Here is a 15,344-nt window from a genome sequence, read left to right on the forward strand (position 1 = left end):
TGCCCTTATCGTGCAACTGTTGGTCAAACCAGTACCAGATGTATAGGAATTACCTAAATTTTTAATTCTCTGAGGGCTGACTCAAATTCCTTAAAACCTGGGTTAAGAACAGCTTATCGGGGTATTTCCCCCTCCCATATCCCGTTATGCTCAGAGCTGCCGCTTTGGTGGCGAGCTTGGCACACTCATATAATGGTCGCTCCAAAAGTAGACCAGCTAAAAACCCTGCAGCATAAACATCTCCAGCTCCCGTCTTGTCCATTACTTCAACCCTTTCGGCTGGAATGCTGAATTCCTGCGTCTGGGATAAAATATGGGATCCTCGCTCGCCGAGTTTGCAAGCAATGATGGAGCATCCCATGTTCAACAACTCCTTGGCACCCGTGGAAAAATCCTCGCCGGTCAAAAGCTCAATTTCTCTATCGGTGATGAAGATCGCAAAACTTCTCTTTATTATGGGAAGTATTTCCCTTAAGTTCCGCTTGGCATAGATTTCGCCCGGATCAAAGGTGATCTTTACATCGGGGAAGATCTCTTCGGCAATCCTTCTCTGCGCCATGAGGGGTAAGTCACCGATGAAAGAAGTCATGTGCAAAAATTGTGTATCCTTGATGTAATCCAAATCGATTTCATGGAAGGTTAAAGTATCATTACAATTCGGGAGGATTAAGGTCGATCTATCCTTGAATTCATCGAGTACGGAAAGGCAGATGCCGCTGCGTTCATTCTTCAGGATTCTACTGGTATCCACACCCATCATGCTGCGGATTAAAAAATCACCTTCGCTATCCCTCCCCACCTTTCCCACAAAACCCGTGGAGAAACCCATTCTGGATAGTGCCACAACCGTATTTGCGGCCTGACCGCCTCCACTTTTACCTCGCAATTTTCCCACATTTTGTAAAAGGCGTTTGGCGGAATCGAATTCCTTCAAATCAGTGAAAATCTCGGCACCTGACCGAAACTTTATACCTCCTTCACCCAGTTCGAGGCCAGCCACCTCATAGATGAAATCAACATTCAAAGCCCCGAGGCCTATGACGTCTTTCATTCCACAACCGATGGTTCCTTCTCTAGCATGAACTTGGTGATCTTTAAATCCTTGGGAATTCTTATGGGATAAACTCCATCAAAGCAAGCGAGACAAAAATCCTCATAAGGTCGCCTGGTGGAGGCTACCAAAGCCTCTATGCTCAGGTAATGGAGGCTATCCGCTCCAATGAACTCCCTTATCTCCTCCACACTTTTTGTGGAAGCGATGAGTTCCGAGCGATTTGCGGTGTCGATGCCATAAAAGCAGGGATATTTAATGGGTGGAGAGCTTATCCTCATGTGCACCTCCGTTGCGCCGGCTTCCTTCAAGATTCGAATGATCTTTTTAGTGGTATTACCTCGAACAATGGAGTCATCCACCACAATTAGACGCTTCCCCTTGATGACCTCCCGTAAGGGATTGAGCTTGAGCCGAATTCCCATCTGGCGCATTCTTTGACTGGGCTCGATGAAAGTTCTCCCAATATATCTATTTTTGATTAGCCCTTCGCCAAAGGGTATCCCCGATTCTTCAGCGAATCCCACCGCCGCAGATGTACCGGTATCGGGGACGCCGATGACTAAATCTGCATCGGCGGGCGCTTCCTGCGCCAACCTTATTCCCATGGATTTTCGAGCATAGTAAAGATTCCTGCCATAGAGAGAACTATCCGGACGGGCAAAGTAAATGAATTCAAAGATACACAGGGAAGGCTTGGCCAGAGGCATAGCTTGTTCGATGTGGATCCCATCCTCATTTATCACCACCATTTCCCCGGGTTCGATATCTCTCAGGTACTTCGCTCCCACGATATCGAGGCCACAGGTTTCCGAGGAGATCACGAAATACCTCCCCAATTTCCCTATACCTAGGGGACGAATCCCATAGGGATCACGGATGGCAACGAGCTTATCCTCGGTCAAAATGACGACGGAATAGGCGCCTCGAAGGAATTTCATGGCCCTTCTGATGGCTTCACCGATCCCGAGATGGGCATATTTAGCCACCAATGCCGCGATTACCTCGCTATCGCTTGTGGATTGGAGCCGGATACCTTCCCCGAGAAGCATCTCCCGAAGCTGTTGTGTGTTAATGAGATTCCCGTTGTGGGCGATGGCCAGAGTTCCTTTAAGATATGGCTTCTCGATGGGTTGAGCGTTTTCCAAACGTGTCGAGCCAGTGGTAGAGTAACGGACGTGCCCCACGGCGATATGCCCTTTGAGGGAAGCCAAGCTTTGCTCATCGAAAACCTGAGGTACGAGTCCCATATCCTTAAAGATGGAGATCGAAGAACCATCGGCAACCGCTATTCCCGCGCTCTCTTGCCCGCGATGCTGGAGACCATGAAGTCCGAAATAGGTGAGCCGGGCTACATCCTCTCCTGATGCATAAATTCCGAAGACACCACAGGCCTCATTTCTCTCAGAGTTCAGAGAATAGGGTTGACTCTTGACCCATGACTTTTGACCCATGACTCTTGACCCATGGCCCTTTACAATTTGACCAGACATTCCAGTGCTTCTTGCCACCTTCTCGCTAAATTGCTCACCTGCAAATTGATTTTATCATCAATGACCAGTGCATTTCCACCTACCCGCCCTAGAATGGTCACCGGGACTCTAAACTCTCTGGCTAATTTCTCTAATTTGGGTAAGTTTTCCTCCCTAAGGGAAACAATTATTCTCGATTGCGACTCACTGAATAATAAGTTGGGAGATGGGAGTTGGGAATTGGGAGATTTTGGATTTTCTTGTATCCTGTATCCTGTATCCTGTATCCTGACCATTGCGCCAAGACCTCCGGTGATGCAACACTCAGCCAAGGTAACGGCGAGTCCTCCTTCGGAACAATCATGAGCTGAAAGGATCAATTCCTCTTGAATTGCCTTCAAGCAAAGTCTTTGGACGCCAATTTCCCTTCCCATATCCAAAATGGGAGGAGAACCAGCGACTAAATTGTGAACCACCTTTAAATATTCGCTTCCACCCAATTCGGGCAAGGTTATCCCCAAAAGGGCGATGACGCTGTCTTCCTCCTTAAAACTCAAGGTGCAGCGATGCGAGATGTCCTCTAAAATTCCCACCATCCCAACGGTGGGCGTTGGGTAAATGGCTTCTCCAAAGGATTCATTGTAAAAGCTTACATTTCCGCTGACCACGGGTATCCCAAGCTCTGTACAAGCTTCACTTAAGCCCCTAACAGCTTCCCTAAATTGCCAGAAAATTTCGGGTTTTTCGGGACTACCGAAATTCAAACAATCGCTGACAGCCAAGGACTTGGCTCCCGAGCAAACCAGATTTCGTGCGGCTTCAGCGACGGCAATTTTGGCCCCAATGAAGGGATCCAAATAGCAATAGCGACCATTACAATCTACGGTCAGGGCAAGACCCTTATTGGTTCCCTTGATCCGCAAAACGGAGGCATCCGAGCCGGGCAAAACAACCGTATTTACCTGAACCATGTGATCGTATTGCTCGTAAATCCATTTGCGGCTGCAGATATTCGGCGAAGAGAGAAGATCCAAAAGAACCTCATTGAAATCGGAAGGGACCTCCAACCTCGTGAGGTCATATTTTTGAAGTTCGTCAACATAAGCTGGCTTTTCAGCCTGAGCATAATAGATGGGGGCATCGTGAGCTAAGGATCTTGTGGGCATCTGACCAACTATGTCCTTCCCCTCAAAAATCCTTAAGATACCGGTATTGGTGACTTTACCGACCACGGTGGCATCAAGACCCCACCTGTGGCAGATATCTATTGCTTTTTTCATATTTTTAGGAGTCGCAATGGCCAGCATTCTTTCCTGAGACTCCGAAATCATCACCTCCCAGGGCTTCATGTCCCTTTCCCTGCGTGGTACCTTTAAAACGTCCACGTCCATGCCCATCCCTGCTCTGCTTGCAGTCTCGCAAGTGGCACAGGTGAGACCGGCTCCACCAAGGTCCTGCAAGCCCACCAAAAGCTTTTTCTCCATGAGCTCAAGACAGGCTTCAATGAGGAGTTTCTCGGTGAAGGGGTCACCCACCTGGACGGATGGACGTTTTTCTTCGGCTTCCTCGCCAAATTCGCGAGATGCGAGGGTGCTCACCCCACCAATGCCGTCCCGACCCGTCTTCGATCCTATGAGGAGAATCAAATTCCCCCTTCCCTTGGCCACTCCTTTAACGAACTCATTGTGCTTCGCCAATCCCACACACATCACATTGACCAGAGGATTTCCCTCATAAGCGTCTTCGAAATAGACCTCGCCCCCCACGGTGGGCACCCCCGTGCTATTGCCGTAAGCACTTATACCAGCGACGACCTGCTCAAGAAGATACTTAACCTTCGATTTTTGAGGTGAACCGAAACGAAGGGAATCCAAAAGGGCAATGGGCCTCGCTCCCATGGCCAAGATGTCGCGGATTATGCCACCTACACCGGTCGCCGCGCCTTGAAAGGGTTCGATGGCGCTGGGGTGATTGTGTGATTCTACTTTAAAGACAACAGCTAGACCATCGCCTATATCGATGACCCCGGCATTTTCACCTGGACCTTGCAGGACATGAGGGGCTTGAGTGGGAAGGATGGTCAGAACGGGTTTGGAATGCTTATAGGCACAGTGCTCCGACCACATCACCGAATACATGGCCAGTTCCAAAAAGTTCGGCTTTCGCCCCAGGATATCGACGATGCGGTCGTACTCCTCCCTCTTTAATCCAAGTTCTCTGTAAACTTCCGACATTTAGTCAACCCTTCAAAAATCATTCTCCCATCTTCTGATCCCAAAAATGATTCCATAGCTCTTTCGGGATGGGGCATGAGTCCAAAAATGTTACCATCTTTGTTACATATCCCGGCGATATTATCCAAAGCACCATTGGGATTTGCCTCTTCGGTAACTCGACCCTCCTGGTCACAATATCTTAAAATTATTTGACCGCCATCTTGGAGTTCTAATAGGATTTTCTGGTCTACAAAGTAATTGCCATCATGATGGGCAATGGGAAGCTTGAGTACATCTCCTATCTTTGTGGCACGTGTCCATGGGGTACGGTCGTTCTCCACCCTGACGTTCACATATTTGCAAATGAATTTGAGGCTTTTGTTACGAAGCATGGCCCCGGGCAAAAGACCCGCCTCTAAAAGAATTTGAAATCCATTGCAAATGCCCAAAACTAATCCACCACGCCGGGCGTATCTTTCAACGGCTTTCATCACCGGAGAGAAGCGGGCGATGGCTCCGGTTCGAAGATAATCCCCATAAGAGAAACCACCAGGTAGGATAATACAGTCAAAATTCGAGAGATCCACATCTCCATGCCAAATGTAGTCCACATCCGCTCCCATCACCCGGCAAGCATGGTAGCAATCCTGATCACAGTTAGAACCGGGAAAGACCACAACTCCAAATTTCACTTAATTCCCCCAGAATATTTTTCTGTCTTTAGATGATCATGCAGCAAATTTGAAAGTATTTGAAAGTCAATGCAAAATGCAAGATTTATATCTAGCCTATAATTCTTTTATCTCTTCCATTCAAGGATTCTTCTGTGTTATTTCTCGATCTCAAAGGAATAATTCTCGATAACCGGGTTGGCGAGGAGCTTTCGACACATCTCTTCGACCTGTTGGGGAATCTCATCTTCTTCAACATCGCTCATGTAAAGCTCGATGAACTTGCCAATTCGAACATCTTCTACATCTCGAAATCCCAAAGATTTTAAAGCCTTCGCTACCGTCGTCCCCTGGGGATCTAAAATCCCTGGTTTTAAGGTTACATACACTTTTACTTTTGGCATTTGCCCCCCACAAAGAAGTAAATGAAGCTACATAACCTTGAACCTAGAACCTTCCGTTCAATGATTAAAGGGTTTCCAATCTCTTGAAGATGGTATCGATATTCCGTAAATAATATCGCAAGTCGAAACAGTCCTCGATTTCCGCAGGGGAAAGGTACTTAGTTATCTCAGTATCCTTGAGGAGCAGGTCTTTAAAATTTTCCTTAACATGCCAGACCCTCATGGCATTGGTTTGCACCAATCGGTAAGCCTCTTCCCGAGAAAGACCCTTTCCCACCAGTCTTAAGAGCACTCTCTGGGAAAAGATAATTCCCCCTGTTTTCTCCAAATTCTTTCTCATATTTTCGGGGTAAACGATTAAGCCCTCCATGACTTCGGTGAATTTATTGAGCATGTAATCCAAAAGAAGGGTACTATCCGGGATAATCACCCGCTCCACTGAGGAATGGGAGATATCCCGCTCATGCCACAAGGAAATATTCTCCAAGGCACTGAAGGCATTTGCCCGAACGATCCGCGCCAAGCCCGATATGCGCTCGCAGATGATGGGGTTTCGCTTATGGGGCATCGCCGAAGAACCCTTCTGCCCTTTGGCGAAGGGTTCTTCGACCTCCAAAATATCGCTCCTCTGAAGATTCCGAATCTCGGTGGCGAATTTATCCAAGGAGGAAGCTATTATCCCCAGAGTGGTTAAAAATTCAGCGTGCCTATCCCTCTGTAAAATCTGGGTTGATACCTGAGCCGGTCTTAAACCCAATTTATTGCAAACGTACTCTTCAACATAGGGATCGACATTGGCGTAAGTGCCCACGGTTCCCGAGATCTTGCCATACCTGATGGTCTCCCGAGCACTCTTGAGGCGGCGGAGGTTTCTCTTCATTTCAAAGATCCATAGAACCAATTTAAAACCGAAGGTGATGGGCTCGGCATGGATTCCGTGGGTACGTCCGATCATCACCGTATCCTTGTGTTCGATGGCTCGACGCTTGAGCACATCCATGAGTTTTTGTATATCCGCAATCAAGATATTCGCGGCTTCCACCATTTGAAGGGCAAGACCCGTATCGAGGATATCCGAAGAGGTCATCCCATAGTGGATAAATCGGGAGGCCGGTCCGACGTGCTCCGCTACATTCGTTAAGAAGGCGATGACATCATGGCGAGTTTCCCTCTCGATTTCATCTATCCGTTCCAGATCGAATCCCGCTTTAGCTTTGATCTCTCCCACGGCCACTTCGGGAATCTTGCCCAGTTTCGCCTGAGCTTCGCAGGCGAGTATCTCTATCTCCAGCCACTTTTGATATTTATTTTTGACGCCCCAAATGGCTTTCATACGGGGTAGGCAATAGCGATCTATCATATATCTTCTACTTCCCCTCCCCGTATTGGGCCGCCAGATCACCTTTGAATTCCCTTAACTTTTTTCGAACATCGGGATACTTGAGAGCCAGAATTTGAGCCGCAAGAATTGCCGCATTTTTTGCGCCCCCGATGGCCACCGTGGCCACGGGTACCCCATGGGGCATCTGAACTATGGAGAGGAGTGAGTCCAAGCCACCAAGATCCTTCGAGCTCAAGGGTACCCCAATCACTGGTAGTGTGGTGTGGGAGGCGATAACCCCGGCCAAGTGAGCAGCTTTTCCCGCACCTGCGATGATTACCTCCAGTCCCTTCTCCTCAGCCATTGAAGCATAATCACGAACGAGCTTTGGAGCCCGATGAGCCGATAGGATCCTCTCTTCGCAGGGAATACCGAACTTCCTCAAGATGGACTTCGCTTCATCCATCACGGATTTATCGGTGGCACTCCCCATAACTATTCCAACCAGTGGCTTTGCCATAATTATTCTCCCTTTCCTAACCTCATAAGGGATGAGGGATAAGTCTAGAGTCTAGACTCCTCCCCCTAGACTTCTCTCTTCCTTCTGTGTGGCTCTGAGAGCAATATCTCTTCTGTAATGCATCCCTTCAAAGTGGATTTTTCCCACGGCTTCATAGGCACGTTTTCTCGCTTCCTCAAAGGAGGAGCCAACTGCACTCACATTGAGAACCCTGCCACCTGCAGTCACCGGCTTTCCATCCTCAAGGGCGGTGCCGGCGTGGAAAATTTGGACTCCTGGGACCTGGGATGCTTCCTTCAACCCGTTGATTTCAAACCCCTCTTTATAACTCCCAGGGTAGCCTCCAGAAGCAATAACCACGGTGACACACCTACTGGGTAGCCACTGGAGCTTGTATCCTGAAAGATTGCCCTCCGTCACAGCGAGCATGATTTCAACGAGATCGCTTTCCAAAAGAGGAAGGATCGCCTGGTTTTCGGGGTCTCCAAATCGGCAGTTAAATTCCAAAACCTTGGGTCCCTCGGAGGTTAGGATGAGACCTCCATAGAGGACACCTTTGTACTCCAAACCCTCTTTAAATAAACCGGCGATTGCTGGTTCGAGGATTCCGGTGATAATTTCCTCATGGATTTCTTTGGTGACGATGGAAACGGGCGAGTAAGAACCCATTCCACCAGTATTGGGACCCTTATCTCCATCAAAAACCCGTTTATAATCCTGAGCGGGGATCATGGGAAGCACGGTGCGACCATCGGTAAAGGCAAATACCGAGACCTCCTCTCCTTCAAGATACTCCTCTATGATGACCTTCTTCCCCGCGGAACCGAATTTACCGTGAATGAGACGATCCTTAAGGGCACTGATGGCTGCCTCCTGATCGAAGACGAGGGTTACGCCTTTGCCTCCCGCAAGTCCATCGGCTTTTACGGCAAAGGGGGAATTATGGCGTTTGACATAGGCAACCGCCTCTTCATAATCGGTGAAGACCACCCCATCACCCGTGGGGATGCCATATTTCTCCATGATGGCCTTGGCAAAACTCTTGCTCCCCTCGATTAAAGCGGCCTGCTTGCGGGGACCGAAGATGCGAAGGCCTCTCGCCTCAAAAACATCGGTGATACCTTCCACTAGGGGGACTTCGGGACCCACAACGGTAAGGTCAATTTTCTTGCCCCAAGCGAAATCAGCAAGGGCATCATTATCATGAATGTCGATATTTACACAGTGGGCTAATTCCGATATTCCAGCATTCCCGGGAGCGCAATAGATTTCACCAACGAGAGGGCTCTTGCTTATCTTCCACACAAGGGAATGCTCACGCCCACCTCCACCTATGACGAATACCCTCACCGAATTAATCCTCCCATAAATTAGTAAATTAGAAATTGCCTATCTTTTAAACACTTCCAAACTTTCATGTTTACCCCTCAACCAACGAACGATTTCATATGGATTCAATATTCTTACCTAATAACCACATATGGTTACTTTACCTCCTTTTTCTTTAATTGTGCCTGCTTCCAGATACTGTTCAAAGTATCGGCTTCAATCATTTTAATGACTTCACGTACTTTCATTATATTCTACCTTATTAATTACTTCGCCTAACGTTTAGAGCTTTGCGAAGTGCCGAAGGCATTGGGGTGAAGCGAAACGGTAAATCCATACTATTCTGCGAAACCATTAAGGTATGATGGTTTGATCCCGCCTGGGGCCGACCGAGATCATCTCGATTGGCACCTCCGCCAACTCTTTTATCCTTGAGATATATCGCTTTGCAGCCGGGGGCAGATTCTCATATCGCTTTATATCAGAGATATCCCGCTGCCAGCCTTCAAGTTCTTCATAAATCGGTATACACTTGTGAAAAATTGTCTGGTGAGGTGGAAAATGGGGATAGAATTTCCCTTCATATTCGTAGCCTACGCAAATCTTTAGGGTCTTAAAAGTGGAGAGTACATCGAGTTTTGTCAGGGCTATGCCGTTTATTCCATTGACCAAGACGGCATACTTAAGAAGAACGGCGTCAAACCAGCCACAGCGACGAGGGCGTCCTGTGGTCGTGCCATACTCCACGCCAATTTGACGCATTTTCTCCCCTATTTCATCGCCTTGCTCTGTGGGGAAGGGACCCGATCCCACACGGGTGACGTAGGCTTTGGCCACACCAATCACCTTATCGATCTTGGGTGGTCCCACCCCGGCTCCCACACATGCTCCGCCGGCAACGGGTGAGGAAGAAGTAACGAAGGGATACGTCCCATGATCGAGATCGAGCAAGGTGCCTTGAGCGCCTTCGAATAAAACATTTTTTCCTTCGTCCAAGGCTTGATTTATCATCAATGAGGTATCGGTGATATAGGGCTCCAACCGCTTTGCATAGTACATATAATCGGAGATGATCTTCTCGTCATCCAGCGGCTCAAGCTCGTATATCTTCATTAAGATGGCATTCTTTATTTCCAAAGCCTGCTTTAGCTTCTTGCGAAAGATCTTCATATCCAAGAGATCCTGCACTCTAATTCCGACGCGAGCGGCTTTATCCGCATATGTGGGTCCGATGCCCTTTCGAGTGGTGCCGATCTTCGCCTTGCCCAACTGGAGCTCAACTGCCCTATCCAATACCAGATGATAGGGCATGATGAGATGGGCATTACCGCTCACGAAGAGTTTTTTAGTGCTTACCCCCCTGGCTTCGAGGCCATCTATTTCCTCGATGAGAACCTTGGGATTGACCACGACTCCATCGGCGATAACCGAGGTTATGTGGGAATAAAGTATCCCTGAGGGAATTAAATGGAATCTGAATTCGTGGTCGGTTTCAACGACTGTGTGTCCCGCATTATCCCCACCATTATAGCGGACCACCATATGCATATCGTCAGCGAGAAAGTCAGTTACCTTCCCCTTTCCTTCATCGCCCCACTGCGTCCCAATGAGCACAATTCCCGGCACTCTAACACCCCCAATTTAGTGAGGAGTTGGGACCAACTACCCACTAACAGACCCCCGACTGAGAATGGATCGAGCGGCTATTATTCCCGAAGCAGAGGATTGAACGAGACCACGGGTGATCCCCGCTCCATCTCCTATGGCATAAAGATTTTTTATCTCTGTCTCTAGAGTGGATTCTAGCTTAACTCTTGAGGAATAAAACTTCACCTCTACTCCATATAGTAGAGTATTTTTTGAGTTTACACCGGGTACGATCCTATCTAAAACCTCTATCATCTCCAAGATATCCGTCAAGCACCTGTAGGGTAAAACGAAGCTTAAATCTCCCGGTGTAGCCTCACTAAGGGTGGGTTTCACGGTACCTTTACGGATGCGGCTCTCCGTCGATCTCCGCCCGGCCTGAAGATCTCCCAATCGCTGAATGATTATTCCTTCTCCCAAGAGATTGGCAAGGCGGGCGATGTATTTACCATAGGCAATTGGTTCATGAAAGGGCTCCGTAAATGTCGTGGAGACTAACAAGGCAAAATTAGTATTTTCCGTTCTCGCATCTCGATAGGAGTGACCATTGACGGTGATCACATCCCCGTAGGTCTCCCTGGAAACCACACCATATGGACAGGCGCAAAAGAGACGTACTTGATCTTCAAAGGATCTGGAATAGTAGATCAGCTTTGGTTCGTAGAGCTCTTTGGTGAGAGGCTCCATGACCACAGCGGGCACCTCCAATCTTACGCCCAAATCCACGGCATTCGCCTGAAGGGTAAGCTTTAAACGTTGCACTTCGGAGGTCAGCCATTCCGCACCCTCGCGACCGGGGGCGACGATGACATATTTTGCCCTTATTTTCTGACCCTTATCTGTTTCAACCCCCACCGCAGTGCGATCTTCGGTGAGAATGTGTTTTACATTGGTATTTGCCTTGACCTCGACCTTTCCATCAAAATATTTTCGTATATTGAGAAGGACCTTGCCACAAATATCCGTTCCCAGATGTCGAATCCGCGTGGGGGTCAGAATTAAATCCGCCGAGACCGCTTTGCGCTTCAACCTCCCCAAGGTTATCTCATCGGCTTCATATGATTCCTTTGGTGCTCCAAAATCCAAATAGATTTGGTCAACATAATCGATTAAATCGCCCAATTCCTGGCGGGAGATGTATTGATTGAGCCATCCGCCAATTTCGGTGGAGAGGTTGAGCTTTCCATCGCTAAAGGCACCCGCTCCTCCCCAACCGGAGTTGATACTCGATGGTTCCCGAGTCCTATTGTTTATATCCTCGCCCTTCTCCATTATGGCGATGGAAAGATTGCCTTTCCGCGAGAGCTCAAGAGCGGCAAAGATTCCGGCTGGACCTGCACCAACGATAATCACATCGTACTTCTGCACTCTAAATCACCTTTTTCGGTTGATGAACTTAAATGAGCACAAAAAAATAACTCAAACAGAAGCATCCGCATCCATCTGAGCATCTTACTAAATGTGTATCGTCTCCAACTTGCCTGCCGACGAACAGCATAAAACACCTGGAAAATCCCGTTATTTAGCATAGTATAAAGCACCAGCAAAGTCAAGAAGAACTGGTCCACAGAGCCCCTGAGCTACCTAGCGAGGCTGGCAAACTTCGCATAGTGCTCCAAGAAAGCGAGTTTGACCACACCGGTGGGACCATTCCGATGTTTGCCGATGAGGATCTCGGCAGTGCCTTTATCCTCCGAGTCTCTATTGTAATATTCGTCCCGATAGATGAATATTACCAGATCTGAGTCCTGCTCTATAGCTCCAGATTCTCTAAGGTCACTTAAGAGAGGTCTTTTATCCTGACGTTGTTCAACGGCTCTAGAAAGTTGGGACACGGCTATGACGGGTACATTCAATTCACGACCCAAAATCTTCAAGGCTCGAGAGATCTCCGATATCTCCTGCTGGCGATTTTCACTTCTGCTATCTCCCTGCATGAGCTGAAGATAATCCACGATGATGAGTCCCAATTTCTCTTTGGCCATAAGTCTTCGGGCTTTGGCCCTTACCTCCATGATGGTGATATTTGGTGTATCATCGATGAAGATGGGGGCCTCCGCCAGTCGACCAACAGCGTTGGAGAGCTTTGGCCAGTCCTCCTCTTTTAGGTTACCCGTTCTTAGAGCCTGGGCGTCCACCCTTGCCTCCGAGCACATCAGACGTTGAACCAACTGCTGACGGGACATCTCTAAACTGAAGATGGCCACGGGGATTTTCTCCTCTAAGGCCACATTTTGAGCTATTCCCAAGGCTAAGCTGGTCTTTCCCATCGAGGGTCTCGCTGCGACCACGATTAAATCGGAAGGATGAAGACCGGAAGTGAGCTCATCCAATTCCACAAAGCCGGTGGGAACTCCGGTAACGTGGGCTCTTTTCTCATATAATTTCTCGATCTGTTCGAAGCTCTCAGTGAGCAAATCCTTTATATGGATGAACTTCTCGGATATCCTCTTCTGAGAGACCCCAAAGAGCAAACTCTCGGCCTTATCGATTACCGTTTCAACATCTTCAGGAGCTTGGTAACTCAAATCGGCGATCTTGGTAGCCACTTTAATCAAAGATCTTAAAATTCCATTTCGCTCGACGATTTGGGCATAATATTTTGCATTGGCCGCCGTGGGAACGATGCTCACCAATGTATGGAGATAGGGTTTTCCTCCCACCTGTTCCAAAACTCCTCTCGCTTTTAATTCTTCGGCGGTGGTTATGGGATCCGCTGGCTCGCCCCTGGCATAAAGATTTACGATCGCTTCATATACATGTCTATGGGCCTCTCGATAAAAATCTTCAGGTTTTACTATCTCCATGGCCAGCGGAATGGCATCAGCGGAAATGAGAATGGATCCGAGCAGGCTTTGTTCCGCCTCAAGATTATGTGGGGGGATTCTCTCCAGAGAGGTGGTAATATCCACCCTGCTGTCATCCGGCATCCTCATCATGGGACTCTCCTTCTCCCGTCACTTGAAGATTAATTTTTGCTTCAATATTGGGATAAATTTTGAGGGTTATGGGATAGGTGCCAAGGAATTTAATGGGCTCATCCAAGACCACTTTCCTCTTATCCAACGCTATTTCCTTCTGTTTCGAAATGGCCTCGGCAATATCTTTGGCCGTTACCGCCCCATAGAGTCTCCCCTCCCTACCGGCTTTCATCAAGATTTCAATGCTTTGACCCTCTAGTCTCTTAGCAATCTCCTCCCACTCTGCCCTCTCTTGAGCTTCCTTCCGAGCAAGAGCACTTCTCTGAATTTCCAGTTGTTGTATATTCGCCTCGGTAGCCTCAACCGCTAAACCTTGGGGTATCAAAAAATTTCGGGCATAACCTGGAGCTACCTCCACGACATCCCCTTCATTTCCCAAGGTTTCAATATCTTTCCTCAGGATAATCTTTACGCGTTTCATATTCCTCTCGTCGCTTCGCGACAACTAAACCCAAACACACTTTCTATTATTGTTTTAATTCACAATAAGAGTCAAATAAGATTCATCCCAAATTTATGTTCGACTTTCTGTTCTCACTTCCGAATGGTGTATGGTAAAAGAGCCATCTCCCTCGCTCTTTTTATGGCCATGGATAGTTTCCTTTGGTGTTGAGCACAATTTCCCGTGGTCCTTTTGGGTCTAATCTTTCCCTTATCCGAAAGGAATCTCTTGAGCAAATTGACATCTTTATAATCGATGTATTCTACCTTCTCTTTGCAAAACATGCAGTATTTTTTCTTCTGTTTTCGTACATAATCGGCCATATCATCGCCATCCAATTGCCTGGAATTTTACACTAAAAGGGGATATCGTCTCCAACTTCCTCCTGAGTTATGGATTCTTCCTCAGGGGGAGATTCGATGGCTTCGACATCCTCTTTTTCGCGAGGTCCGAGACGACCCAGAAACTGCACATTCTCCGCGACTATTTCAACGGTCGATCTCCTCTGACCCTCCTCCGTCTCCCAGGACCTTGTCTGAAGTCTTCCCTCCACCGCCACTGGGCTTCCCTTGGTTATGTGCTCACTACATAGTTCAGCCAATCTCCCCCAAACCACAACTTTGAAGAAATCCGTGCTGTCCATCCGCTCCCCCTCTCTATTGGTCCAGCGCCTGTTCACAGCCATACGGAAATTGGCCACAGAAGTTCCATTGGGTGTGAATCTGAGTTCCGGATCCTTCGTTAGCCTTCCAATTAAAATTACCCTGTTTAGATTGGTCAAGTTCGATCCCCCCAAATCTTTTAGGTTTTAGCCCTACGAACGATTATGTATCTCATAACCTCATCGGTGAGCTTGGAAACTCTATGAAGCTCGGCTATGGTCTCGGGTATTCCCCTAAACTTAATTACCAGATAATATCCCTCAACTTGTTCGAGAATGGGATAGACTAATTTGCGTCTGCCCCACTTATCTACCTGCTCAACTTTCCCTTTATACTTTTTTATGAGATTTTCAACCTTCTTGATAATTTTTTCTATCGCTTCCTTTTCCAGAGTAGGATCGAGAATGAGCATTATCTCATAATCCCTCAATCATCCACCTCCTTCGCTCTGAAGAAAACAGTGAAGGGTCTTGACTATTTTTGGGCAGGATTAAACCCCAAACATTATAGCAATGGCAGAACTCTAGAGCAAGGAAGATATTTGCAATTGCAGAGTGTACAAACACTTCGATAGGTAGGAAGGGCTGGTTGGTTTCCCAGCTCCTCCCCCCTCCAAACCGTACGTGCG

General features: G+C 47.8%; 16 protein-coding genes. All 16 read right to left on the reverse strand.

Features of this window, described 5'->3' with window-relative positions; all coding sequences use genetic code 11:
* Positions 1-61 precede the first annotated feature (61 nt).
* Positions 62-1,051, reverse strand: coding sequence for a carbohydrate kinase family protein (locus tag QMD66_07195; GenBank protein ID MDI6822615.1), 990 nt, complete (start codon positions 1,049-1,051; stop codon positions 62-64).
* Entirely contained in the window at positions 1,048-2,544 is a 1,497-nt protein-coding gene (purF, locus tag QMD66_07200) for an amidophosphoribosyltransferase (protein ID MDI6822616.1), read from the reverse strand. The genes QMD66_07195 and purF overlap by 4 nt, the downstream gene beginning before the upstream one ends.
* Positions 2,526-4,757, reverse strand: coding sequence for a phosphoribosylformylglycinamidine synthase subunit PurL (gene purL, locus QMD66_07205; protein MDI6822617.1), 2,232 nt, complete (start codon positions 4,755-4,757; stop codon positions 2,526-2,528). The genes purF and purL overlap by 19 nt, the downstream gene beginning before the upstream one ends.
* On the reverse strand, positions 4,727-5,431 hold the full coding sequence (gene purQ, locus QMD66_07210; protein MDI6822618.1) for a phosphoribosylformylglycinamidine synthase subunit PurQ: 705 nt from the start codon (positions 5,429-5,431) through the stop codon (positions 4,727-4,729). Before purQ ends, purL begins: the two co-directional genes overlap by 31 nt.
* 137 nt (positions 5,432-5,568) lie before the next feature.
* The gene (gene purS, locus QMD66_07215) at positions 5,569-5,814 is read right to left on the reverse strand and encodes a phosphoribosylformylglycinamidine synthase subunit PurS (protein MDI6822619.1); all 246 of its coding nucleotides are present in this window, start codon (positions 5,812-5,814) and stop codon (positions 5,569-5,571) included.
* A gap of 64 nt (positions 5,815-5,878) precedes the next feature.
* On the reverse strand, positions 5,879-7,174 hold the full coding sequence (gene purB / locus QMD66_07220) for an adenylosuccinate lyase (GenBank protein ID MDI6822620.1): 1,296 nt from the start codon (positions 7,172-7,174) through the stop codon (positions 5,879-5,881).
* A gap of 7 nt (positions 7,175-7,181) precedes the next feature.
* The gene (gene purE / locus QMD66_07225; GenBank protein MDI6822621.1) at positions 7,182-7,655 is read right to left on the reverse strand and encodes a 5-(carboxyamino)imidazole ribonucleotide mutase; all 474 of its coding nucleotides are present in this window, start codon (positions 7,653-7,655) and stop codon (positions 7,182-7,184) included.
* 51 nt (positions 7,656-7,706) lie between these two features.
* Positions 7,707-9,005, reverse strand: a complete 1,299-nt coding sequence (gene purD / locus QMD66_07230) for a phosphoribosylamine--glycine ligase (protein ID MDI6822622.1) — start codon at positions 9,003-9,005, stop codon at positions 7,707-7,709.
* Positions 9,006-9,338: 333 nt separating this feature from the next.
* A complete protein-coding gene (locus QMD66_07235) occupies positions 9,339-10,610 on the reverse strand; it encodes an adenylosuccinate synthase (GenBank protein ID MDI6822623.1) in 1,272 nt (423 codons plus the stop codon).
* Positions 10,611-10,646: 36 nt separating this feature from the next.
* Positions 10,647-11,999, reverse strand: coding sequence for an FAD-dependent oxidoreductase (locus QMD66_07240; protein ID MDI6822624.1), 1,353 nt, complete (start codon positions 11,997-11,999; stop codon positions 10,647-10,649).
* Between the two features lie 212 nt (positions 12,000-12,211).
* A complete protein-coding gene (gene dnaB / locus QMD66_07245) occupies positions 12,212-13,543 on the reverse strand; it encodes a replicative DNA helicase (protein MDI6822625.1) in 1,332 nt (443 codons plus the stop codon).
* 7 nt (positions 13,544-13,550) lie between these two features.
* The gene (gene rplI, locus QMD66_07250) at positions 13,551-14,033 is read right to left on the reverse strand and encodes a 50S ribosomal protein L9 (GenBank protein MDI6822626.1); all 483 of its coding nucleotides are present in this window, start codon (positions 14,031-14,033) and stop codon (positions 13,551-13,553) included.
* A gap of 113 nt (positions 14,034-14,146) precedes the next feature.
* The gene (gene rpsR, locus QMD66_07255) at positions 14,147-14,377 is read right to left on the reverse strand and encodes a 30S ribosomal protein S18 (GenBank protein MDI6822627.1); all 231 of its coding nucleotides are present in this window, start codon (positions 14,375-14,377) and stop codon (positions 14,147-14,149) included.
* A 32-nt stretch (positions 14,378-14,409) separates the two neighbouring features.
* On the reverse strand, positions 14,410-14,835 hold the full coding sequence (locus tag QMD66_07260; GenBank protein ID MDI6822628.1) for a single-stranded DNA-binding protein: 426 nt from the start codon (positions 14,833-14,835) through the stop codon (positions 14,410-14,412).
* Between the two features lie 20 nt (positions 14,836-14,855).
* Complete coding sequence (gene rpsF / locus QMD66_07265; GenBank protein ID MDI6822629.1) at positions 14,856-15,146, reverse strand: 30S ribosomal protein S6; 291 nt, start codon at positions 15,144-15,146, stop codon at positions 14,856-14,858.
* Positions 15,133-15,344 (reverse strand): hypothetical protein (locus QMD66_07270; protein ID MDI6822630.1); only part of this gene is annotated, 212 nt, incomplete at its 5' end. The genes rpsF and QMD66_07270, both read right to left, overlap by 14 nt.

The sequence above is a fragment of the Actinomycetota bacterium genome (assembly GCA_030018275.1).
Classification (GTDB): domain Bacteria; phylum Actinomycetota; class Aquicultoria; order Subteraquimicrobiales; family Subteraquimicrobiaceae; genus Subteraquimicrobium.